Raw genomic sequence first — 21517 nt, forward strand, 5'->3', positions numbered from 1 at the left:
ACGGCCCCGAGCGCGCCCGACCGGCGTCCGTACCGTCCACGCCCTCGTACCGTCCAGCCCGTCCAGGCCCCTGTACCGCCAACCCGCCCGCGTCGCCCACCCCACTCGCGCCGTCCGGCACCCCCCACTCCTCCACTCCATCCGGAGCACACGTGTCGACCCCCCGCACCGCGCGAAGAGTTCTGATCGCCACCGCGCTGGCAGCCTCCCTCACGCTGCCGGCCGTGCAGAGCGCGCAGGCCCTCGCGCCCGCCGCCGTGACGGCGGCACCCCACGCCGCCACCACAGCCGCCACCGCCACCACCCCCGACCCGACCGGCTACGACGACACCGCCGACGTCGGCTCCGCCGACGTCGTGCCGGGCGGGGCCGCACCCGGCCCCGGCGGCGGGTCCAACAACAACGTGCACGGGGTACCCGGCCTGATGCCCGCGCGGATCGGCGCCCCCGGCCCGAACGCCACCACGGCGGCGCCGAACGCCCCGCTGGCGGTCTCGGCCGCCGGTGTGCCGTGCACGGTCGACGCCTTCTCGGCGCTGACCCCGCAACAGCTGGTCACCTTCCTGGGCGACCCGGCGATCACCGTCGACGGCTGCCTGCGCAACGTCATCTGGAACTGGGACGCCCGGCTTGCCCCCGCCATGGACGCCGCGCACATCCAGGCCGTCGCGAACGCGATCGTCGCCCGCTCGGCGGCCGAGGGCGGCACCGGCGGTCAGCACCTGTACGAGATGTGGACCTACCTCCAGGCCGTCGCCTACCTGGCCTGGGGCAACCCCGCGATCAGCGTGGACGCCCCGGCCACCCAGGCCGCCCTCCAGCAGGCCGTCACCGCGTACGGCGCGAGCGCGCACGCCTTCGACCCGACCACCCTGGCGGGCAACACCCTGCGGGAGGTGCTGATCACGGGCGGCATCACCGGCCTGCGGCAGCACCAGCTGCCGCTGATCAAGAAGGTGCTCGCCATGTTCGCCCCCGGCAGCGCCGTCACCGGCGACCCGGGCTGGGGCAACGCGGCCTTCGGCGCCCTGAACGCCAACTACCTGGGCATCGCCAACAACGACCCGGCCTTCGAGGCCGCCGTGACGGCCGACCCGTCCTACGTCGCGGCCTTCCGCGCGTTCGCCGGCTACGGCCACCTCACGGGCACCGCCAACGCCTGGGTGGCCCGCGACGCGATGGGGGAGTACGGCCGCTTCGGCCAGGTCCCGGCGCTGAAGAGCGCCGTCACCGCCGACCTCGGCAACGTCTTCACCCAGGTCGCCACCGTCTTCGGCGCCTGGTCCGACCCGTGGGTCAAGCTGGCCGGCTGGCTCAACACGTACGGGCTGTGCCGGCAGTACAACGTCTGCACCACGGACATCGAGGCCAGGCTCTTCCCGTACACCTACAAGTACGACAACGGCGCCGTCGAGGTGCACACCGCCCTCGACAAGGCCACCGTCGACCAGATGTACTACGCCAGCAAGCAGGTGAAGACCCAGTACTTCCGGGTGCTCGGCACCGACGTCCCGCTGGCCGGCGACGTCAACTCCACGCTGCACATCCACCTGTACGCCTCGCGCTCCGACTACGAGGTCTACCACCCGCTGCTCACCGGGATGAGCACCAACAACGGCGGCATCTACATCGAGCAGGGCGCCACCTTCTACACCTACCAGCGCCGGGTGCCGCAGGACTCCACCCTGACGCTGGAGGAGCTGTTCCGGCACGAGTACACCCACTACCTCAACGGCCGCTGGGCGATCCCGGGCTACTTCGGCGACCCGCGCTGGTACGCGGGCGACATGCTCACCGCGATGGACGAGGGGACGGCCGAGTTCTTCGACGGTTCGACCCGCGACCAGGGCATCCTGGTGCGCAAGTCGCTGGTCGCCAAGCTCGCGCAGGACGAGGCGGCCGGCATCCCCCGGATGACCGTCAGCGAGCTGCTGCACGCCAAGTACACGGACACTCCGGCGTTCCACTTCTACAACTACGCCGGGACGTTCTTCGAGTTCCTCTGGCAGAGCCACCCCTCGCTGATCCGCGAGATGTACGGCTACCAGCGCGCCGACGACCCGGCCGGCTTCGACGCCTGGCGCACCCGGCTCGGCAACGACGCGGGGCTGCAGGCCGCGTACTACGCCTTCCTCGACGCGCAGATCGAGAACGTCGACGGCCTCTACGTCCCGAGCACCTCCTTCACCGCGAACGGCTCCCTCCAGTACGCCTACCCCGCCGAGGTGCAGGCCGCGTTCGCCAAGGCCACCGCCAACACGCCCAGCTGCGTGGACAACGGCGACTGGGCCAACAAGCCGATGCGTTTCGTCTGCACCGGGCAGATCACCGCGAACCTCTCCAACTCCGGTAACCCGGACCAGGTGTTCAAGGACATGTCGGGCACGGTCGACTACTTCGTCCTGCAGCGGACGAAGGGCGTCGCCAACAACCTCGACGACATGAACTGCTACTTCGGCCCCGTCAACGTCTGGCCCACGGGCCGGGCCGGCACCTCCAACTACACCTGCGAAGGCCCCCTCCGCCGGTGACCCGACCCCCGGTCGGGCGCGGCGGGGAACCGTCATTACGCGGGCCGCGCCCGACCGGGCCCCTCTCCACACCTGACAGAAAGGCCCCACCCACGTGACCCAGACCCCGCCGCCGCTCAGCTGGGACGGCAGCGCCCGTCCGTCCGGCCGCACCGAGCACACCGGCTCCGTGGACACCGGGCTCGACGTCCCCGGCCTGCTGGTCCGGGCCACGGCCGTCGGCGCCGGACCGGCCACCGTCACGGTGACACCGCAGCGGACGCCCGGCGTGGTGCTGATCGAGGTCACCACCGGCGAACCCGACGACGGGCTGCCCGCCCGGGTCCGGGTGGAGTGGCGGCTGCCGTGCACCGGGGCCACCGCGCTCTGGACCCCGACCACCGACACCCGCTGGCTGCCGCCGTCCTGGCGCGAGCCCCGGACGGCCGCGCTGGCCAAGGGCGCGCCGGTCGGCAGCCTGGTCGGCAGCGGCGACGCCGCGCTGTGCACCTTCGCGGCCGGCGAGCTGGTACTGCCCGTCGACATCGGCGAGGGCGCGGTCGAGGAGACCGGCGAGTTCACCTGGTGGGTCGAGCACGAGGGCCCGACGCTGCGCCTGCTGCTCGACCTGAGCGGCCGCCACTTCGCCGACACGGTACGGGACTGCGCCGCCTGGTGGGCCACCCTGCTGCCGCCCGCGCCGGTGCCGCCCGCCGCCTTCGCACCGGTCTTCTGCACCTGGTACGCGCTGCACCTGGCGATGACCTCCGCCGACGTGGAGCGGCTCGCCGCCCTCGCCGCGCCGCTCGGCTTCGGCGCCCTGATCGTCGACGACGGCTGGCAGACCGACGAGCGCTCCCGCTCCTACGCCACCACCGGGGACTGGCAGCCCGCCCCGGCCGGCTTCCCCGACTTCGCCGCGCACGTCGAGCGGGTGCAGGCGCTCGGCCTCGACTACCTGGTCTGGTACGCCCTCCCGTTCGCCGGTGACCGCAGCGCGGCCGTCGGCGAGCTGGCCGCCCACTCGCTGGCCCGGCTGCCGCAGCTGGAGACGTACGTCCTGGACCCGCGCAGCGCCGCCGTCCGGGCCCACCAGGTCGAGCGGCTGGCCGCCGCCGTGGAGAAGTACGGCGTGGACGGCCTGAAGATCGACTTCATCGACACCTTCGTCCGCACCACGGCCACCGGCGCCTCGCCCGACCCCGACTGCGCGACCGTCGACGAGGGCGTCCGCAAGCTGCTCGCCGAGCTCGACGCACGGCTGCGGGCCGCCCGACCGGACGTGCTGGTCGAGCACCGGCAGCCGTACGTCGGCCCGGGCCTGTGGCCGTACGCGACGATGGTGCGGGCCACCGACTGCCCGCACAACGCCGCCGAGAACCGCGCCCGGACGGCCGACCTGCGGCTCACCGCCGGGCCCCTCGCCGTCCACGCCGACCCGCTCACCTGGCACCCGTCCGAGAGCCCCGAGCAGATCGCGGTGCTGCTGCTGTCGGTGCTCTTCTCGACCCCGCAGGTCTCGGTCGACCTGGGCGTCCAGGGGCCGGAGCAGCTCGCCGCGCTGCGGTTCTGGCTCTCCGTGATGCGCGAGCACACCGCGCTGCTCCAGCGCGGCGACCTGCGGCCGTACCGCCCGGAACTCGGCTACCCGCTGATCGAGGCCCGGCACGGCCGCAGCCTCGCCTTCGGCCGCTACGCCCCGCTGCCCGCATCCGTCACCGGCGACTGGGACACCCTGCTGCTGGCCAACGCGGACCCGGACACCCTCGTCCGGCTGGCCTTCGACACGGCGCCGGGGCAGCTGTCGGTGCTGGTGCAGGACTGCTTCGGCGGCACCGTCGCGGAGGCCGCGACGGCCGTGGACGGGCGGGAGCTGGCCCTGCACGTGCCGCTCGGGGGGTTGCTGACGCTGCGGCGCTGAGGCCGCCCCCGCCGGGCCGGGCGCGCCCCGCCGCGCCCGGCGGGGCCGTCAGGTCCGCTGCTCCTGCGGCGCGTTCTGCCGCCGGTCCAGCTCGGCGATCTCGGGGTGGTGCAGGTCGAAGGCCGGGCACTCCGAGCGGATCCGGGGCAGGGTGGTGAAGTTGTGCCGGGGCGGCGGACAGGAGGTGGCCCACTCCAGTGAGCGGCCGAAGCCCCACGGGTCGTCCTCCTCGACCTTCGTCCCGTGCCTGCTCGTCGTCCAGACGTTGTAGAGGAACGGCAGGGTCGAGAGGCCGAGCAGGAACGAACCGATGCTGGAGACGGTGTTCAGCGTGGTGAAGCCGTCCGAGGCGAGGTAGTCGGCGTAGCGGCGGGGCATGCCCTCGGCGCCGAGCCAGTGCTGCACCAGGAAGGTGGTGTGGAAGCCGACGAACAGCGTCCAGAAGTGCAGCCGGCCGAGCCGCTCGTCGAGCATCCTGCCGGTCATCTTGGGCCACCAGAAGTGGAAGCCGGCGAACATCGCGAAGACGACCGTGCCGAAGACCACGTAGTGGAAGTGGGCGACGACGAAGTACGAGTCCGAGACGTGGAAGTCGATCGGCGGGGAGGCCAGCAGCACGCCCGTCAGGCCGCCGAACAGGAAGGTGACCAGGAATCCGCAGGCCCAGAGCATCGGGGTCTCGAAGCTCAGCGAGCCCTGCCACATGGTGCCGATCCAGTTGAAGAACTTGACCCCCGTCGGCACGGCGATCAGCAGGGTCATCACCGAGAAGAACGGCAGCAGCACCTGGCCGGTGACGAACATGTGGTGCGCCCAGACCGTGATCGACAGCCCGGTGATGGCGAGGGTGGCGGCGACCAGGCTGGTGTACCCGAAGACCGGCTTGCGGCTGAAGACCGGGATGATCTCGGTGATGATCCCGAAGAACGGCAGCGCGATGATGTAGACCTCGGGGTGGCCGAAGAACCAGAACAGGTGCTGCCAGAGCATCGCGCCGCCGTTGGCCGGGTCGAAGACGTGCGCCCCGAACTTCCGGTCCGCCTCCAGCGCGAGCAGCGCGGCGGCCAGGACGGGGAAGGCGAAGAGCACCAGCACGCTGGTGAGCAGGATGTTCCAGACGAAGATCGGCATCCGGAACAGCGTCATGCCCGGCGCGCGCAGGCAGATGATGGTGGTGATGAAGTTGACCGCTCCGAGGATCGTGCCGAAGCCGGAGAGCGCCAGGCCCATCGCCCACATGTCGGCGCCGACGCCCGGCGAGTGCAGTGTGCTGTTCAGCGGCGCGTAGGCGAACCACCCGAAGTCGGCCGGGCCGTCCGGGGTGAGGAAGCCGCCCATCGCGATCAGCGAGCCGAACAGGTAGAACCAGTAGGCCACCATGTTCAGCCGGGGGAAGGCCACGTCGGGTGCGCCGATCTGCAGCGGCATGATCCAGTTGCTGAAGCCCGCGAAGAGCGGGGTCGCGAACATCAGCAGCATCGCGGTGCCGTGCATCGTGAACAGCTGGTTGAACTGCTCGTTCGTCATCAGTTGGAGGCCAGGCCGGGCGAGTTCGGCCCGCATCAGCATCGCCATCAGGCCGGCCAGCAGGAAGAAGCCGAACGAGGTGACCAGGTAGAGCGTGCCGATCTGCTTGTGGTCGGTCGTCGTCAGCCAGCTCACCAGCACCCGGCCCCGGGCCCGCCGGGTACGGCCCGCGGGCGCGGGCGGCCGGGGCCTGCCCAGGTTCTCGTTGAGAATCGTCACCGACGCCCGCCTCCCGTCGCCCGGAACTCCTCCGGGTAGCTGACCCATCACTATCAGTCAGCACTGACAGGCGCATGCGGCGCGCCGAGCGGCCCCCGGGGCGGCGCCGGGAGGGCCGGGGCCGAGGGGCGCGGAGCCGAGTGGCCCGGTGCCCGCGCAGGGGGGCGCCTGTGGCGGCGCGGGCACCGAGAGAAGCCCGGGCGGGGGCTAGGGGACCCCGGCCCGGGCCGGCCCGTCGCTCACCGGGTGGCCGTCGGCGGCCATCCGGTGAGCACCTTCGTCACCGGGTCCTCCGGTGGACAGATGAGCGGCCGTCCGCAGGACCTGCCGCTGAGCCGACTCTAGAAGCCCGCCGCCCTGCGGCGGTACTGCACGAGTGCACGGTCCGCGCCGGGCCGGCTGTCACGGGTGCACGGTCTGCGGCAGCTCCAGCTCGCCGAGAGCGGCGAAGGCGAGCGCCACCTCGTAGACCCCGCCGCCGCCCGACAGCAGCTGGCGCTGCAGCAGCCGTTCGGCGCCGCGCAGGTGGTCGCGGACGGTCTGCGGGTGCAGGCCCAGCCGCTCGGCGGCCCGCTCGACGCCGGTGTTCGCGGTGAGCCAGCCGAGCAGCGTGCCGCGCAGACCGCGCCCGTCCTCCTCCAGCCGGCCGAGCAGCCCGGCGGCCCACCCCCGGGCGCCCTCCCCGGCCAGCAGCCCGGTCAAGGCCACCGGGCCCGGTCCGGCGGGCCCGGAGCCGGAGCCGCCGACCCGCAGGGCCAGGTGCAGCACCGCCCGGCCGAGCACCTCGGAGAGGTCGAGGCCGAGGAGCCCGGCCGCCCGGTCCAGCCTGGCCCGGACGGTGTTGCGGCTGACCCCGAGAATCTTTCCGGCGCTGGTCGCGGGGAACTCCAGCCCCAGGTGCAGCGTCCCGAGCAGCTGGTCCCGGCCGACCAGCGGTACGGCATGCAGCGGCCGGAGCACCTCGGCCGCCCAGCGGGCGGCCGTCGGCGCGTCGAGCACCTGGGTGAGCCGGCTCTCGACGGTGTAGAGCGCGGCCCGCCCCGGGGCCAGCCGGGCCACCGCCAGGGCGCGGACGGCGTCGCCGTAGGCCCCGGCGGTCTGGGCGGGCGGCAGCGGGCCGCTGCCGCCGAGGAACCGTTGCGGGTGGCCGGCGGCGAAGCGGCGCAGCGTCAGGCCCACGACGTCCCACCCGTCGTCCGGGCTGTCGTCCCGGGCGCTTCCCGGGCCGTCGTCCGGGCCGGTGTTCGGGCTGTCGTCCCGACTGTCGTCCGGACCTTCGTCCCGGGCCGGGCCGGCCGGATCTTCGAGGGGAGCCACCACGATCAGGTGCTGCTCGGTGGCCGGACAGCGGACCACCAGGGCCCGTCCCTCGGTGGCCGCGCCGCACGCGCGTGCCAGTGCGTCCCGTTCGTCCGCCGGGCCTTCCAGGACGTAGACCCGCGCGGTCGCGGTGTCGAGCAGCCCCCGGGCGAGCCCTTCGGCGGCCCGCTGGGCGAGGGTGACCTCCCCGCCCATCAGCAGTTGGAACACCCCGACGCGCAGGTCGGCCGCGACCTCGGCCAGCCGGTCGCGGTCGGTCTCGGCCCGCCGGAGGGCGATCAGCGGCGCGAGCAGTTCGGCGGCGCGGGTGACCAGGGCGCCGGCCTGCGGGTCGAAGGGCGCCGGCAGACCGACCGTCAGCACGGGCCGGCCGCCGCCGTCCCCGGTGCGTCCGACGGCCGTCAGCCGGATGCCGAGTCCGCCGTCGTCGAGGGCGGCGGAGTCCAGCCGCCCCTTCGAGACCTCGGCGGCGGCGGCCGCGCTCGCGGCGAGCTGGTGCCAGGCCGTCGGCGGTGCCGCGGCCGGGGCGGGGCCGCTCAGCGTGACGCAGCCGCCGATCGCCCGGGCCAGCCAGTCGACCAGCCGCTCGACCCGCCGGTCCTGCGGGCCCTGGTCACGGGCGTGGCCCAGGAGTTCCTCGTACAGGCGCAGCTGGTGCCGGGCCTCGCGCAGCCGTTCGGCGTCGACCAGTCGGGCGACCCGGGCCCAGCAGACCTCCGGACCCACCGTCAGGAGCGGTACGCCGTGCCGCACGGCCGCCTCGGCCAGGGCGGCGGGGACGGGGACGGGGCCGGGGACGGCCAGCGCGGCGACCCGGACGGCCGCGAGGCCGCGCAGCCGGCGGTCGGCCCGGCCCCCCGCCGCCCGGTCGGCCGCCTGGGTGGTGTCCTGCGGCTCGGCACGGACGATCAGCTCCGCGAGCTCCGGGCCCGGTGCCCGGCCCGCCGGCAGCTCCGCCGCGCCGGTCACCGGCCGGGTCGCGGCCCGCTCGGCCCAGCCGGGCGCGAACGCCAGTTCCAGCTCCGGTATCCCGGTCAGCCACCCCAGTGTGGGCACTGCCCCTCCCGACACTCGTCACGGCACGTCCGGACGATCCTGCCAGTCTCCGCGCCGGGTGCCTACCGGGCACTCAACGGCCCAGCGTGGCCAGGTAGTCGCGCACCGCGCCGCTGTCGGAGGCCGGGACGGTCAGCGCGACGTGGTGGTCCGGGCGGACCAGCACGAGGGCGTCCCGCTCGACGCCGTAGGCACGCCGGGCGTGGCCGTCCGGGTCGCGGAACGAGCCCGGTCCGGCCTCGACGGCTACGGTGCGGACCGCCGGGCCGATTTCCGGGGCCGGGCACCCGAACGAGAGCAGGGTGAACCGCCCGCCCGCGTACAGGTCGAAGAGCCGGGTGCCGACGCCCTCGGGGCTCTCCAGCGGCGCGTCGGGTGCACGGTCGCCGGCCCGCAGCGGGCCGGCGAGCCGGTCGTCGGAGAGGGCGCTCCAGCGGTAGTCGATGCCGAGCCCGGTGAGGTCGTCGGTGCGCCCGGCCTCAAGGCCGACGCCGGGTGTCCGGACGCTCTCGTTGATCGTGGCGAGCGCGGCGGAGGTCAGGTTCAGCGTCCAGGCCGCGATCGGCAGCCGCTCCTCCTGGTAGCTGTCCAGCAGGCCGGGGCCCGCGAGGCCGTCGAGGACGTGGCCGAGCTTCCAGCCGAGGTTCCAGGCGTCCTGGATGCCGGTGTTCATGCCGAGCCCGCCCGCGATCGGGTGGACGTGCGCGGCGTCCCCGGCCAGCAGCACCCGGCCGACCCGGTAGCGCTCCGCCATCCGTACGTTCACCCGCCAGGTGGAGAGCCAGGTCGCGTTGTGCAGCCGGACGCCGGGCAGGCCCGCGTAGCGGTCGAAGATCCGCTGGAAGCTCTCCAGCGAGGGCTCGACCATCGCGCCCGAGGCGTCGCGTTCGGGCGCCGCCTGGAACTGCCACTTCGGGCTGTCCTCGAAGGGGCAGAGCAGCAGCGCGCCCTCGGCCCCGAACCACTGGTGCCACACGCCGCGGTCCAGCCCCTCGACCTCGACATCGCCGCAGACCATCGCCTGCTCCGGGTCGCTCGACCCCTCGAAGGGGATGCCGAGCCGCTTGCGGATCGGGCTGCGCCCGCCGTCGCAGCCCACCAGGTAGTCGGCGGTGATCTGACGGCCGTCCGTGAGCACGGCCGTCACACCGTGCTCGTCCTGGCTGAAGTCGGCCAGTTCGGTGCCGAGTTCGACCTCGACCCCGTAGCCGGCCAGCTGCTCCCGCAGCAGCCCCTCGACCCGCCACTGCGGGATGAAGAGGCCGAAGGGGTAGCGGCTGTCCGGGGCGGATCCGGCCGTGGCGACCGGGTCGGAGTCGGCGACGAACTCCCCGTCGAAGTACTTGCGGAAGGGGAGGCTGGTCCGGCCGGCGGCGAGCAGCCGGTCGCCGAGGCCCAGATCGCCGAGCACCTCCAGGCTGCGGGTGTTGAGCGCCTTGCCGCGTGAACTGGTCTGGAAGCCCGTGGACTTCTCGATGATCCGGACCTCGGTGCCCTGGCGGGCGAGGCTGCAGGCCAGGGTCAGCCCGGTCGGCCCCGCTCCCACGATCAGTGCTGTTCCCATGGTGTGTCCCCTCGTCGTCGGTGATCCCCATCGAACAGCAACTCGGTAAGAAAAGCAACCGAGTAACGAAAGTATCCGGGTTATGATCGGACTATGAATGAGCCCGAAGGTCTGCGGACCCTCAAGAAGGAGCGCACTCGCAAGGCCATCGCGGACGCGGCGATCGCACTCTTCCTGGCCGAAGGCTTCGACCAGGTCTCGGTGGCGCAGATCGCGGCCCGCGCGGAGGTCTCGAAGCCGACGCTGTTCCGGTACTTCGCCAGCAAGGAGGAGCTGGTACTGCACCGCTTCGCCGACCACCAGGGCGAGGCGAGCCGGGTGGTCCGGGCGCGCCCGGAGGGCGTCCGGCCGCTCGCCGCGCTGCGGGCGCACTTCCTCGCCCGACTGGCCGAGCACGACCCGGTGAGCGGGCTCAACGACCACCCGCAGGTGCTGGCCTTCTACCGGCTGGTCTTCGAGACGCCGAGCCTGTCGGCGCACCTGCGCGCCTACATCGGGGCCGACACGGGGGCGCTGGCCGAAGCCCTGGAAGGCCCGTCCGAACTGGCGGACCGGCTGGTGGCGGCCCAGTACGTCACCTTCCGCCAGAGCCTCGCCCACGACAACTGGGCCCGCCTCGCAGGCGGACTGCCGATGCCCGAGGCGTACCGCAGGGCGGTGGACGACGCGGAGACGGCCTTCGCGCTGCTCGCCTCGGGGGCCGAGCGGCTCGGGTACTGACGCGGGGGCGCAGGGCGCAGGGCGCGGGGCGCGGGCGCGGGCGTGGCCCGGGTTCCGGTGCCGGGGCGCGGCCCGGGGCGGCCCGGCCCGGGTGCTGACGCGGGACGGGCGCCCGGGAGGGGACTCCGGGGCGCCCGTCGGGGTGGTGCGCGGTCAGGCCGGCGCTGTGGCGCGCCGTCAGGCCAGCGCCCCGCGCAGGAAGGCGAGTTCGGCCCGGGTGAGGTGTTCGTTCACCCCGTTCGGCGTCATGTGGCTGACGCCCGGCAGAGGCAGCACGCTGTGCGGGCGGCCGGCCCGGGTGAGGGCCTCGGAGAGCAGCAGGGTGTGCGAGGGGTGCACGTTGTCGTCGGCCAGACCGTGGACCAGCAGGAGCGGGCGGGTCAGTGACGGTGCGTCGGCGATCAGCGAATCCGCCTGGTAGCCCTCGGGGTTGTCCTGCGGAAGGCCGAGGTAGCGCTCGGTGTACGCGGTGTCGTAGCGGCGGAAGTCGGTGGGCGCGGCGCCCGCGCAGCCCGCGTGGAAGACGTCGGGGCGCCGCAGGACGGCCAGCGCCGCGAAGTAGCCGCCGTAGGACCAGCCTCGGACGCCGACCCGGCCGAGGTCGAGGTCCGGCTCGGTCGCGGCGAGGGCGTGCAGGGCCGCCACCTGGTCGTCCAGCGCGACCTGGGAGAACCGGCGGAAGATCGCCCGGGTGAAGTCCGGTGACACGAAGGGCGTTCCCCGGTTGTCGGTGGTGACCACCGCGAACCCCTGGTCGGCCCACCACTGGCGCAGCTGCCAGCGGCGCGGCTCGTTGGCCACGGCCTGGAAGCCGGGGCCGCCGTACACGTCCAGCAGGACCGGCAGCCGCTGCCCGGCGACGTGGCCGCGCGGGTACACCACGGCGGTGGGCAGGCCGAGTTCGGTCACCCGGGCCAGCTTCGGGCGCACCAGGTAGGGCAGCGGGACGCTGCGGTCGTCGAGCGTGAACTCCCCGCCGGCGTGGTGCAGTCGGCGGCTGACGCCCTCGGGGGTGGCCGAAGTGAGCAGCAGGGTCTCGCCGCCCGCCAGCGCGGAGTGCACGCCGGAGCCCTCGCTCAGCCGCTGCGGCGCGCCGCCGTCCGGGTCCAGCAGGAAGACGTGCTGGTCGGCCGGGTCGCCCTCGCCCGCCTCGACCAGCAGCCGCCCGCGCAGGCGGCCGACCACCCGGCGGACCTGGAGCCGTTCGTCGCTGAGGATCCGCCCGTCCAGCGCGATCCCGCGCGCGGAGCCGTCCGGGGTGTCGGCGGCGGTGAGCAGCCGTCCGTCCGCCAGCCGGGCCGGCGTGCCGGGCAGCTCGTCCACCCAGAACTCGTCGACGGTGCGGGACAGTTCGCGGGTGTCACCGGTCACCGGGTCGGCGCTGAGCAGCAGGACGGTCTGCTGCAGCCGGTCGGCGACGGTCAGCAGGATCTCCCCGCCGCCCTCCCAGCCGGCGGCGCAGAGGTACGGGAAGGCGTCGGTGTCCCAGCGCAGCCGGATCCGGCCGCCGTCCAGTCCCAGTACCCAGAGCCGCACGTCCGCGTTCGGGCCGCCCGCCTGCGGGTAGGCGAAGCTCTCGGGGGCCTGCTCGGGGTGCGCGGGGTCGGCGAAGTGCCGCAGCGGGAGGGCGGATTCGTCGATCCTGGTGGCGAGCAGCGCGGTGCCGTCCGGTGACCACCAGTGGCCCCTGGTCCGGCCGAGCTCCTCGGCGGCGGCGAACTCGGCGGCACCCCAGACCGCGCCGTCGGCCGGGCTGAGCGGGCCGTCCGTGCCGGTGACGTGCAGCGCGCCGCCCGCGACGTACGCGACGCGCTCGCCCGCCGGGTCCGGGCGGGGGTCGAACGCCGGCCCGGCGACCGGGAGTTCGGAGCAGGCACCGGTGGCGGTGTCGGTGCGGAAGACCCGTCCGTCGAGTGCGAAGACGGCGGTGGCGCAGTCGGCGGTGGCCGCGTACGAGCCGATGCCGGGGGCCCACAGGCGCAGCCGTTCGCGCAGCCGCCGCTCCAGCACGGGCAGTTCGGACGGTTGCCCGGTGCGTCCGGGGGCGAGGGCGACCGGGTCGGCGGCCAGCTGTTCCCGCTGGGTGGCCAGGTCGAGCAGCCAGAGCCGTTCGACCGGGTCCTCGGGGCCGGTCGAACGCAGGAACAGCAGGCGCGAGCCGTCGGCGGCGATGGTGACGGCACGGGGTGCGCCGTAGCTGAAGCGGCCGGTTCGGGTGCTCAGGGCGAGGAAGGAGTCGGTGGAGGTCACCGCCCGATGGTTGCCGTGAGCAGGTGATCTCGGCTAGAAGTATGCAGTGTGAAATGTCACACATCATGATGAGGAGTCGGCATGCCCGTCGAACCGCCCCGCCCGGTACCCGGTGCCAACGGCCTCTTCGGCCTGGACCCGAACGTGGCACACCTCAACCACGGCTCGTACGGAGCCGTACCGCTGCCCGTCCAACGGGCCCAGGCCCGGCTCCGCGCCGAGCAGGAACAGGACCCGGACGGCTTCTTCGCCGACCTGCCGGACCGGATCGCGCACGCCCGGGCCCGGATCGCCGGATCGCTCGGCGGACGGCCCGACCGGCTGGCACTGCTCACCAACGTCACCGAGGGCATCGCCGTGGCCCTCGACTCGATCCCGCTCGCCGAGGGTGACGAGATCCTGGTCACCGACCACGGCTACGGCGTGGTGAACCAGGCCGCCGAACGCCGGGCCGCCGAGTGCGGCGCCAAGGTCCGCACCGTCCGGCTGTCGCTCCACACGCCGGACCTGGACGGGGTGCGCGAGCAGGTGCTGGCCGCCGTCGGGGAGCGGACCAGGGTCGCGGTCCTCGACCTGGTCACCTCGCCCACCGCCCGCGAGATCGCCGGGCGGCGGCTGCTCGCCGAGCTCGCCGAACGCGGCGTGATCACCGTGGTGGACGCCGCGCACGCCCCCGGCATGCTCCCGGTCGACCTCGGGCAGGCGGCGGGCGGCGCCGACTTCTGGGTGGGCAACCTGCACAAGTGGGCCTTCGCCCCGCGCGCCGGCGCCGTCCTCGCCGTCACCGGCGCCTGGCGGAACAGGGTCCGCCCGCTGATGCTCTCCTGGGAGCACGACCGGGGCTTCCCCGCCCGGGTCGAATGGCGCGGCACCGCCGACTACACCCCCTGGCTCGCCGCCCCCGCCGGCTTCGCGCTGCTCGACCAGCTCGGGGCCGAGCGGATCCGGCTCCACAACGAGGCGCTCGCCGCGTACGGCCAGCGGGAGCTGGTCGAACGGGCCGGCCTGCGGGCGCTGCCCGCGATGCCGGGGCTCGCCATGCGGGCCGTACGGCTGCCGCCCGGCGTCGCGGAGGGCGAGCACGCGGCCAAGGCCCTGATGGTCACGGTCCGCCGGAGGCTGAACACCCGGATCGCCGTCCGGCCGTGGGCCGGCGGGGGAGTCCTGCGGATCAGCGCCCAGGTCTACAACCGCCCCGAGGAGTACCAACGGCTGGCCACGGGGATCGGCGACCTCCTCACCCGCTGAGCCCCCTCCGGGGGGGCACTGTTCAGGACCGGTTACCCCAAGGGGCGCGGGTTCACCGTGCAGAACCGGTTACCCCAAGGGGCGCGGGTTCACCGTTCAGAACCGGTTACCCCAAGGGGCGCGGGGAACTGCGCGACCAGGGCACGACGGAGGTGCACGGTTGCGCGCGCAGTTCCCCGCGCCCCTGCTGTGGTTGCCCTGAGCCGTACAGTCCCGCGCCCGCGAGCCGGCCGCACGGCCACTGCTCATCCCGGCTCGCGGAGTTCCGCGAGAAGCGCTCCCTGGTCGGTGATCATCTCGGTGAGGATCCGCCGGGCGGCCCGCAGCAGGTCGGCGACGTCGCCGCCCGCCAGGGCGTACACCACGGTCGAGCCCTCCCGGGTGGCCGTGACCAGGCCGTAGCGCCGGAGCAGTGCGAGCTGCTGGGAGAGGCTGGACGGTTCCACGCCCAGTGCCGCCACCAGTTCGCGGACCGGGGTCGGCCCGGCCTGAAGCAGTTCGAGCACCCTGATCCGCATCGGATGCCCGAGCATCCGGAAGAACTCGGCCTTCGCCTGGTAGAGCTGTACCGCCACGCCCCCTGCCCCCTCTCCGCCCGCCCGCCGGCGGTTCCCGCCCCGGTTCAGATCTCAAGCGTGGTCTCGATGCGCTTGAGCTGGTGCCTGGCCATCGCCAGGTTGGCACGGCTGCGGGACAGTGCGAGGTAGAGGAAGAGCCCGCGCCCGGTCTGCGTGGTGAGCGGCCTGAGCAGGTGGTACTGGGTGGTGAGGCTGATCAGGATGTCCTCGATCTCGTTGTCGTGGAGGTTGAGCATCTCCATCGTGCGCATCTTGGCCCGGACCAGGTCGGTGTTGCCGGCCGCCGCCACGTTGAGGTCGATCTCGGCGCTGTCGCCGAGTGTGCCGAGGGCCATCCCGCTGCCGTAGTCGACCAGTGCGACGCCGAGCGCACCGTCGATGGACATGGCTTCCTTGAGCGAGGTCTCCAGATTCGGCATCGCGATCCTCCTGTCGACGAGTCCACGCCGAGGTGGCGGGCTCGGTGTCCGACTGTAGGGAGCGGGGTGCGGGAGGCGGTCAAATGACCGTAAGTGACCGACAACTGCCTGAGTTTGATCCGGTCAAGGTGTTTCATCGACCGTATGAAGACATTTGCAACTGCCGATCTGATCCATTCGCTGATCACCGACCGGCTGCGGGCCGTCGGCAGCCGTTCGCCGAAAGGCCCCGAAAAACGGTGCTATCGATGTCTGCCCCGGCGGGTAACCTCAGGCTGAGATGCTCGATCACCACACCAAACACATCCGCTGCGCCCCGGTCCCGGCCTCCGCCGCTCCGGCTCCGCAGCCGCAGGCGTCGCCGTCTGCACCCCCGTCTCGCCCGTACGGGCACCAGCCGTCCGGGAAGCAGCAGTCCCACGGGAAGAAGAGGTGACGCAGATGAACAGCGCCATGCCCGAAGAACGGGACACCGAGGAGCTCGGCCCCGCCGAGGCGTACGCGGCCTTCCGCCGCCGCGCCAAGGAGCAGGCCACCGCCCTCTACGGCTTCCAGCAGCTGTACGACTTCCCGCTGGACGACTTCCAGGTCGAGGCCTGCCAGGCACTGGAGGCCGGTTCGGGGGTCCTGGTCGCCGCGCCGACCGGCTCCGGCAAGACCATCGTCGGCGAGTTCGCCGTGCACCTGGCCCTGCAGAGCGGCCGCAAGTGCTTCTACACCACGCCGATCAAGGCGCTGTCGAACCAGAAGTTCGGCGACTTCGTCAAGCGCTACGGCGCCGACAAGGTCGGCCTGCTGACCGGCGACAACACCGTCAACGGTGACGCGCCGATCGTGGTGATGACCACCGAGGTCCTGCGCAACATGCTCTACGCGGGCTCGCAGACCCTCGACGGCCTGGGCTACGTGGTCATGGACGAGGTCCACTACCTCGCCGACCGCTTCCGCGGCGCCGTCTGGGAGGAGGTGATCATCCACCTCCCCGAGTCCGTCACGCTGGCCTCGCTCTCCGCGACGGTCTCCAACGCCGAGGAGTTCGGCGACTGGCTGGACACCGTGCGCGGCGGCACCAAGGTGATCGTCTCCGAGCACCGCCCGGTGCCGCTCTGGCAGCACGTGATGGCCGGCAACCGGATGTACGACCTGTTCGCCAACCCGGACCGCGACGGCCGCCCCAAGGACGCGCCCCGCAACCCGGCCAAGGCCGTCAACCCCGAACTGGTCCGGCTGGCCCGCTCCGAGCAGGCCGCGAACCCGCGGGCCGGCAACGACCGCTTCGCCAAGGGCCGGGGCCGGTCGATGCCCACCGGCCGCCCCACCCGGGTCTGGACCCCGGGCCGGGTCGACGTGATCGAACGCCTGGACGCCGAGGGCCTGCTGCCCGCGATCACCTTCATCTTCAGCCGGGCCGGCTGCGAGGCCGCCGTGCAGCAGTGCCTCGGCTCCGGGCTGCGCCTCAACCGGGACAGTGACCGCGCGCTGGTCCGCTCGATCGTGGAGGAGCGCTGCGCCGACATCCCCGACGAGGACCTGCACGTCCTGGGCTACTTCGAGTGGCTGGACGGCCTGGAGCGCGGCATCGCCGCCCACCACGCCGGCATGCTGCCGAGGTTCAAGGAGGTCGTCGAGGAGCTCTTCGTCAAGGGCCTGGTCAAGGCGGTCTTCGCGACCGAGACGCTCGCGCTCGGCATCAACATGCCCGCCCGCTCGGTGGTCATGGAGAAGCTGGTCAAGTGGAACGGCGAGGCCCACGCCGATGTCACCCCCGGCGAGTACACCCAGCTCACCGGCCGGGCCGGCCGGCGCGGCATCGACGTCGAGGGCCACGCGGTGGTGCTCTGGCAGCGCGCGCTCGACCCGGAGGCGCTGGCCGGGCTGGCGGGGACCCGTACGTACCCGCTGAAGTCCTCGTTCCGCCCGTCCTACAACATGGCGGTCAACCTGGTCTCGCAGTTCGGGCGGCACCGCTCGCGCGAGCTGCTGGAGACCTCCTTCGCGCAGTTCCAGGCCGACCGGTCGGTGGTCGGGATCGCCCGCCAGGTCCAGCGCAACGAGGAGGGCCTGGAGGGCTACCGCGAGTCGATGACCTGCCACCTGGGCGACTTCCAGGAGTACATGGGCCTGCGCCGCGACCTCAAGGACCGGGAGAACGACCTCGCCCGCGAGGGCTCCGGCCAGCGCCGGGCCGCCGCCATAGAGGCGATCGAGCAGCTCAAGCCGGGCGACGTGATCCACGTGCCCACCGGCAAGTTCGCCGGTCTCGCACTGGTCCTCGACCCGGGCCTGCCGCCGGGCAGCCGCTCGCCGCGCACCCACCGCCACCCGGATTACCAGGACGGCCCGCGCCCGGTGGTGCTCACCGCCGAGCGGCAGGTCAAGCGGCTCGCGATGATCGACTTCCCGCACCCGGTGGCGGCCGTCGAGCGGGTGAAGATCCCCAAGTCCTTCAACCCGCGCAGCCCGCAGTCACGGCGCGACCTGGCCTCCGCCCTGCGCACCAAGGCCGGCCACCTGGAGCCCGAGCGGTTCCACAAGGGCCGCGCGGCCGCCGCCGACGACCCGGAGATCTCCCGGCTGCGCGCAGCGCTCCGCCAGCACCCGTGCCACGGCTGCGACGAGCGCGAGGACCACGCCCGCTGGGCCGAGCGCTACCACCGGCTCACCCGGGACACCGAGCTGCTGGAACGCAAGGTCAAGTCCCGTACCCACACCATCGCCCGCACCTTCGACCGGGTCTGCGCGCTGCTCACCGACCTCGGCTACCTCCGGGGCGACACCGTCACCCCGGACGGCAAGCGCCTGGGCCGCCTCTACGGCGAGCTGGACCTGCTCGCCTCCGAGTGCATCCGCGAGGGCGTCTGGGACGGCCTGGCCGCCGCCGAACTCGCCGCCTGCGCCTCGGCGTTGGTGTACGAGGCCCGGCAGGCCGACGACGCGGCCGCCCCCCGGGTGCCGGAGGGCGGTGCGAAGGAGGCGCTCGGCAAGATGGTCCGGATCTGGGGCCACCTGGACGCGCTGGAGGAGCAGCACCGGATCAACACCGCCGAAGGCGTCGGCCAGCGCGAACCCGACCTCGGCTTCGCCTGGACCGCGTACCGCTGGGCGCTCGGCCACGACCTGGACTCGGTGCTGCGCGACGCCGACATGCCGGCCGGCGACTTCGTCCGCTGGACCAAGCAGCTGATCGACGTGCTCGGCCAGATCCAGGACGCGGCGGGCGAGGACGCCAAGCTGCGGAGTACCTCGCGGAAGGCGGTGGACGCGCTGCGGCGCGGCATCATCGCGTACTCCTCCGTCGGGTAACCGTAAGCACTCGGCGAACGAACAGGGGCGCGGGGAACTGCGCTGCCAACCATGCACCTTGGTGCACGGTTGCGCGCGCAGTTCCCCGCGCCCCTGGGGCCCGGCGTCAGCGGGAAGTTCAGCCGGCGAACTGGAAGGTGGCCTCGACCGGGTAGTGGTCGCTCGGGGCGTTGGTGTCGAGCTGCCCCTGGGTCCAGCCGGCCTGCGGGTCGAAGTCGATCGAGACGGTCGGCAGTGCGAGCGGCACCGGGCGGCCCGGGGCGTTCAGGTAGCCGATGTAGTCGAGGTTGTCCCGGTAGTCGGTCGGGAAGGTCTCGACGCCCGCCATGTACTGGCACCAGGAGGAGACCGGGCAGTCCATGGTGGTGTGGGTCTCGTTCGGGTCGGTCGACGGGGTGCCGAGCACGCCGCCCACCGCCGCCTGGGAGTTGGCGTAGTCGCCGCGCGACTGGCCGTGGAAGTACTCGACGTTCAGGTCGCCGCCGAGCAGCACCGGGGCGGAGGAGCCGACGATGCCGTTGACCCAGTTCTTGATCTCGCCGAGCTGGCCGAGGCGGGTGGCCTGGGTGGTGTCGGTGGACTTGTCGGACTCGTCGGCCTGGAGGTGGGTACCGGCCACCCAGGTGTTGACGCCGTTCTTGTTGATCTTGACCAGCGCGGCGCCCTTGTCGGCGTGGTAGTCCCAGGTGCCGTAGGTCGAGTTGCTGAAGATGTGGGCGTACTGGGCGGTGATCGGGTACTTGGAGAGGATCATCGTGCCGCCGTTGATGACGAACGGCGAGCTGGAGCAGTTGCCGCTGACGCCGTTCCAGCCGCCGCCCGAGCAGGTGCCGCCGACCACCGGGGTGCGGTAGGGGTACAGGTCGGCGAGGTTGCTGTTGATGTCACTGGTCGACGAGTTGTTGAACAGCTCGTCCAGGATCACCACGTCGGCGCTGTGCTGGCGGACGATCGACTCGATCACGGGGGTGCGCGCCGCGGCCTGCTCGTTCTGCGACCAGTCGACCACCGAGGTGCCGAGGTCCACGTTGAAGGCGAAGACGGACAGGGTCGAGGGGGTGGCGGCCTGGGCCGTGGCGGCCTGGACCGAGCCGCCGAGCAGCATGGTGGTGGCGGCTATCGCGGTGACGGCGGTGGCGGAGCGGCGAGCGAGCATGGCGTTCTCCTGAGGGTGCGTCAGCTCTGTGGCCCGGTGCCGCGCTCGGCGGCCCGGGGCATGACAACGGAACAGTAGCTACTGGCCGGTACCTCGGGGGAGAACTGCAATCGATCAAATGTGATCCATCGTGTGGCGGCAAGGTGTCTGTACAGGTTCACGCACCAATTGCCCGGCCGGGCAGGCCGGCCGACCGCCGGTTCGGGAGCCGTCAGCGTGGGCGGGCCATGACGGTGAGCCGGGGCGAGTCGGGCGAGGAAGCCTGGCTGTTGACGGGCCGGTAGTCCCAGGACACGTACAGGGCCTGGACCTTGCCGTCCCCGGCGAGCGGATTGACCATGAGGATGACGCGGTCTTCGGCGCGGTGGGCGAGGAGTGCGTCGTGGATGCGGCGGGCGGTGCCGGTGCCGCGCCAGGGGGTGCGGACACCGATCTCCTTGAGGGCCAGCACGGGGGTGTCGGTGTAGCCGTCGGGCAGCGGCTCGGCCATGCGCTTCCAGTACCGGTCGCCGGAATCGACGCTGTTGCCGTAGGCGTACCCGACCGGGACGTCGCCGTCGTAGCCGAGGACGAGCTCGAAGCCGGGCTCGCCGACGTGCCGGTCGAGGCGCTCGGTGAACGCCTCGACGCTGTAGTTGGCCAGGTGCAGCAGCGGGGCCCGGACGTCGGCATAGACGTCCATCAGGTCCCGGCGGGTCTCGGCGGCCAGGTCGGTGTGGTGGCGGAGCTCGATGGTCACGCGGCTGTCCTCTTGCTGTCGTGGGCGTACTGGGTGCGGAAACGGCCGCTGACCACAGTTCTCAGTGGGTGGCGGCGAGGGTGTCGAGGAGGCGGGTGAGGGAGGTGCCGAGGCCCCAGCGCTCCGACAGTGCTTCGAGGGTCATGGGGTCGAGGGGTTCGCGGGGGAGGGTGGGGTCGAAGGCGGGGAGGGGGATGCCGGTGGCGACGCGGACGACGGTGGGGGCGACGTCGAGGTAGGGGGCGGCTTCGAGGATGTTCTTGCGGCGGGCCGGGGTGAGCTTGGAGAGGGGGTCGGCGGCGGCGGCGCGGATGCCGGCGAGGTCGCCGTATTCGCGGATGAGCTGGGAGGCGGTCTTCTCGCCGATGCCCTTGACGCCGGGCAGTCCGTCGCTCGGGTCGCCGCGCAGCGCCGCCAGGTCGGCGTAGGAGGCGCCGTTGACCCCGTACTTCTCCAGCAGCCACGAGTCGTCGGTGACCTGCGGGCTGCCGACGCCCTTGAGCGGGTAGAGCACGGTGACCTGCCGGACGTCGTCGACCAGTTGGTAGAGGTCGCGGTCGCCGGTGACGATCTGTACCGGGCCCTCGGCGCGGGTGGCCAGGGTGCCGATCACGTCGTCCGCCTCGTAGTCCGGCACGCCGACCCGGGCGATGCCGAGGGCGTCGAGCACCTGCTCGATCACCGGCACCTGGGGGGCGAGGGTGTCGGGGATCTCCTCCTCGCCCTCGGCGGCGGCCTCGGCGACGCGGTGGGTCTTGTAGGTCGGGATGAGGTCCACCCGCCACTGCGGGCGCCAGTCGGCGTCCATGCAGGCGACCAGCTGGTCGGGGCGGTGGTCCTGGACGAGGCGGGAGATGAAGTCCAGCAGCCCGCGCACGGCGTTCACCGGCTGCCCGTCGGGGGACCGGAGGGAGTCCGGCACGCCGAAGTAGGCCCGGAAGTAGAGGCTGGCGGAGTCGAGGAGCATCAGTCGCGGTGCGGTCACGC

At 72.9% G+C, this 21517-nt stretch carries 14 protein-coding genes; 5 read left to right on the plus strand and 9 right to left on the minus strand.

The features are described 5' to 3' along the window. The first annotated feature begins 152 nt into the window (after positions 1 to 152). Positions 153 to 2531 (plus strand): collagenase, encoded by a 2379-nt coding sequence (locus tag ABD330_RS17260; RefSeq protein WP_344465907.1) that lies wholly within the window; start codon positions 153 to 155, stop codon positions 2529 to 2531. 94 nt (positions 2532 to 2625) lie between these two features. After that, positions 2626 to 4431, plus strand: coding sequence for a glycoside hydrolase family 36 protein (locus ABD330_RS17265; RefSeq protein WP_344465909.1), 1806 nt, complete (start codon positions 2626 to 2628; stop codon positions 4429 to 4431). Positions 4432 to 4479: 48 nt separating this feature from the next. On the opposite strand, the gene ctaD is transcribed toward ABD330_RS17265, so the two are convergent. From ctaD to ABD330_RS17280, 3 genes are all read right to left on the minus strand, one after another. After that, complete coding sequence (gene ctaD, locus ABD330_RS17270; protein ID WP_344465911.1) at positions 4480 to 6177, minus strand: aa3-type cytochrome oxidase subunit I; 1698 nt, start codon at positions 6175 to 6177, stop codon at positions 4480 to 4482. 402 nt (positions 6178 to 6579) lie between these two features. Then, entirely contained in the window at positions 6580 to 8553 is a 1974-nt protein-coding gene (locus ABD330_RS17275; RefSeq protein WP_344465913.1) for a helix-turn-helix domain-containing protein, read from the minus strand. Between the two features lie 73 nt (positions 8554 to 8626). Then, entirely contained in the window at positions 8627 to 10117 is a 1491-nt protein-coding gene (locus tag ABD330_RS17280) for an FAD-dependent monooxygenase (RefSeq protein ID WP_344465915.1), read from the minus strand. Between the two features lie 93 nt (positions 10118 to 10210). Between ABD330_RS17280 and ABD330_RS17285 the strand changes: the two genes are divergently transcribed. Beyond that, positions 10211 to 10837 carry a TetR/AcrR family transcriptional regulator gene (locus tag ABD330_RS17285; RefSeq protein ID WP_344465917.1) on the plus strand — a complete coding sequence of 209 codons (627 nt, stop codon included), beginning with the start codon at positions 10211 to 10213 and terminating at the stop codon, positions 10835 to 10837. Positions 10838 to 11014: 177 nt separating this feature from the next. Here ABD330_RS17285 and ABD330_RS17290 read toward each other — a convergent pair whose 3' ends face one another. Continuing rightward, positions 11015 to 13087, minus strand: a complete 2073-nt coding sequence (locus ABD330_RS17290; protein ID WP_344465919.1) for a S9 family peptidase — start codon at positions 13085 to 13087, stop codon at positions 11015 to 11017. Between the two features lie 81 nt (positions 13088 to 13168). Here ABD330_RS17290 and ABD330_RS17295 point away from each other — a divergent pair, with 81 nt between their 5' ends. Further along, the gene (locus ABD330_RS17295; protein ID WP_344465921.1) at positions 13169 to 14335 is read left to right on the plus strand and encodes an aminotransferase class V-fold PLP-dependent enzyme; all 1167 of its coding nucleotides are present in this window, start codon (positions 13169 to 13171) and stop codon (positions 14333 to 14335) included. Between the two features lie 245 nt (positions 14336 to 14580). Here the strand turns inward: ABD330_RS17295 and ABD330_RS17300 are convergent, their stop codons facing one another. After that, positions 14581 to 14910 carry an ArsR/SmtB family transcription factor gene (locus tag ABD330_RS17300; RefSeq protein WP_344465923.1) on the minus strand — a complete coding sequence of 110 codons (330 nt, stop codon included), beginning with the start codon at positions 14908 to 14910 and terminating at the stop codon, positions 14581 to 14583. A gap of 47 nt (positions 14911 to 14957) precedes the next feature. Beyond that, a complete protein-coding gene (locus ABD330_RS17305; RefSeq protein ID WP_344465925.1) occupies positions 14958 to 15332 on the minus strand; it encodes a hypothetical protein in 375 nt (124 codons plus the stop codon). A 441-nt stretch (positions 15333 to 15773) separates the two neighbouring features. Between ABD330_RS17305 and ABD330_RS17310 the strand changes: the two genes are divergently transcribed. Continuing rightward, complete coding sequence (locus tag ABD330_RS17310; RefSeq protein WP_344465927.1) at positions 15774 to 18635, plus strand: DEAD/DEAH box helicase; 2862 nt, start codon at positions 15774 to 15776, stop codon at positions 18633 to 18635. Positions 18636 to 18753: 118 nt separating this feature from the next. On the opposite strand, the gene ABD330_RS17315 is transcribed toward ABD330_RS17310, so the two are convergent. From ABD330_RS17315 to ABD330_RS17325, 3 genes are all read right to left on the minus strand, one after another. Continuing rightward, on the minus strand, positions 18754 to 19791 hold the full coding sequence (locus ABD330_RS17315) for a sphingomyelin phosphodiesterase (protein WP_344465929.1): 1038 nt from the start codon (positions 19789 to 19791) through the stop codon (positions 18754 to 18756). Between the two features lie 211 nt (positions 19792 to 20002). Beyond that, complete coding sequence (locus tag ABD330_RS17320; RefSeq protein ID WP_344466050.1) at positions 20003 to 20473, minus strand: GNAT family N-acetyltransferase; 471 nt, start codon at positions 20471 to 20473, stop codon at positions 20003 to 20005. A gap of 118 nt (positions 20474 to 20591) precedes the next feature. Then, positions 20592 to 21497 (minus strand): 5'-3' exonuclease, encoded by a 906-nt coding sequence (locus ABD330_RS17325; RefSeq protein WP_344466052.1) that lies wholly within the window; start codon positions 21495 to 21497, stop codon positions 20592 to 20594. Positions 21498 to 21517 lie beyond the last annotated feature (20 nt).

The sequence above is a fragment of the Kitasatospora kazusensis genome, assembly GCF_039529945.1.
Taxonomy (GTDB): domain Bacteria; phylum Actinomycetota; class Actinomycetes; order Streptomycetales; family Streptomycetaceae; genus Kitasatospora; species Kitasatospora kazusensis.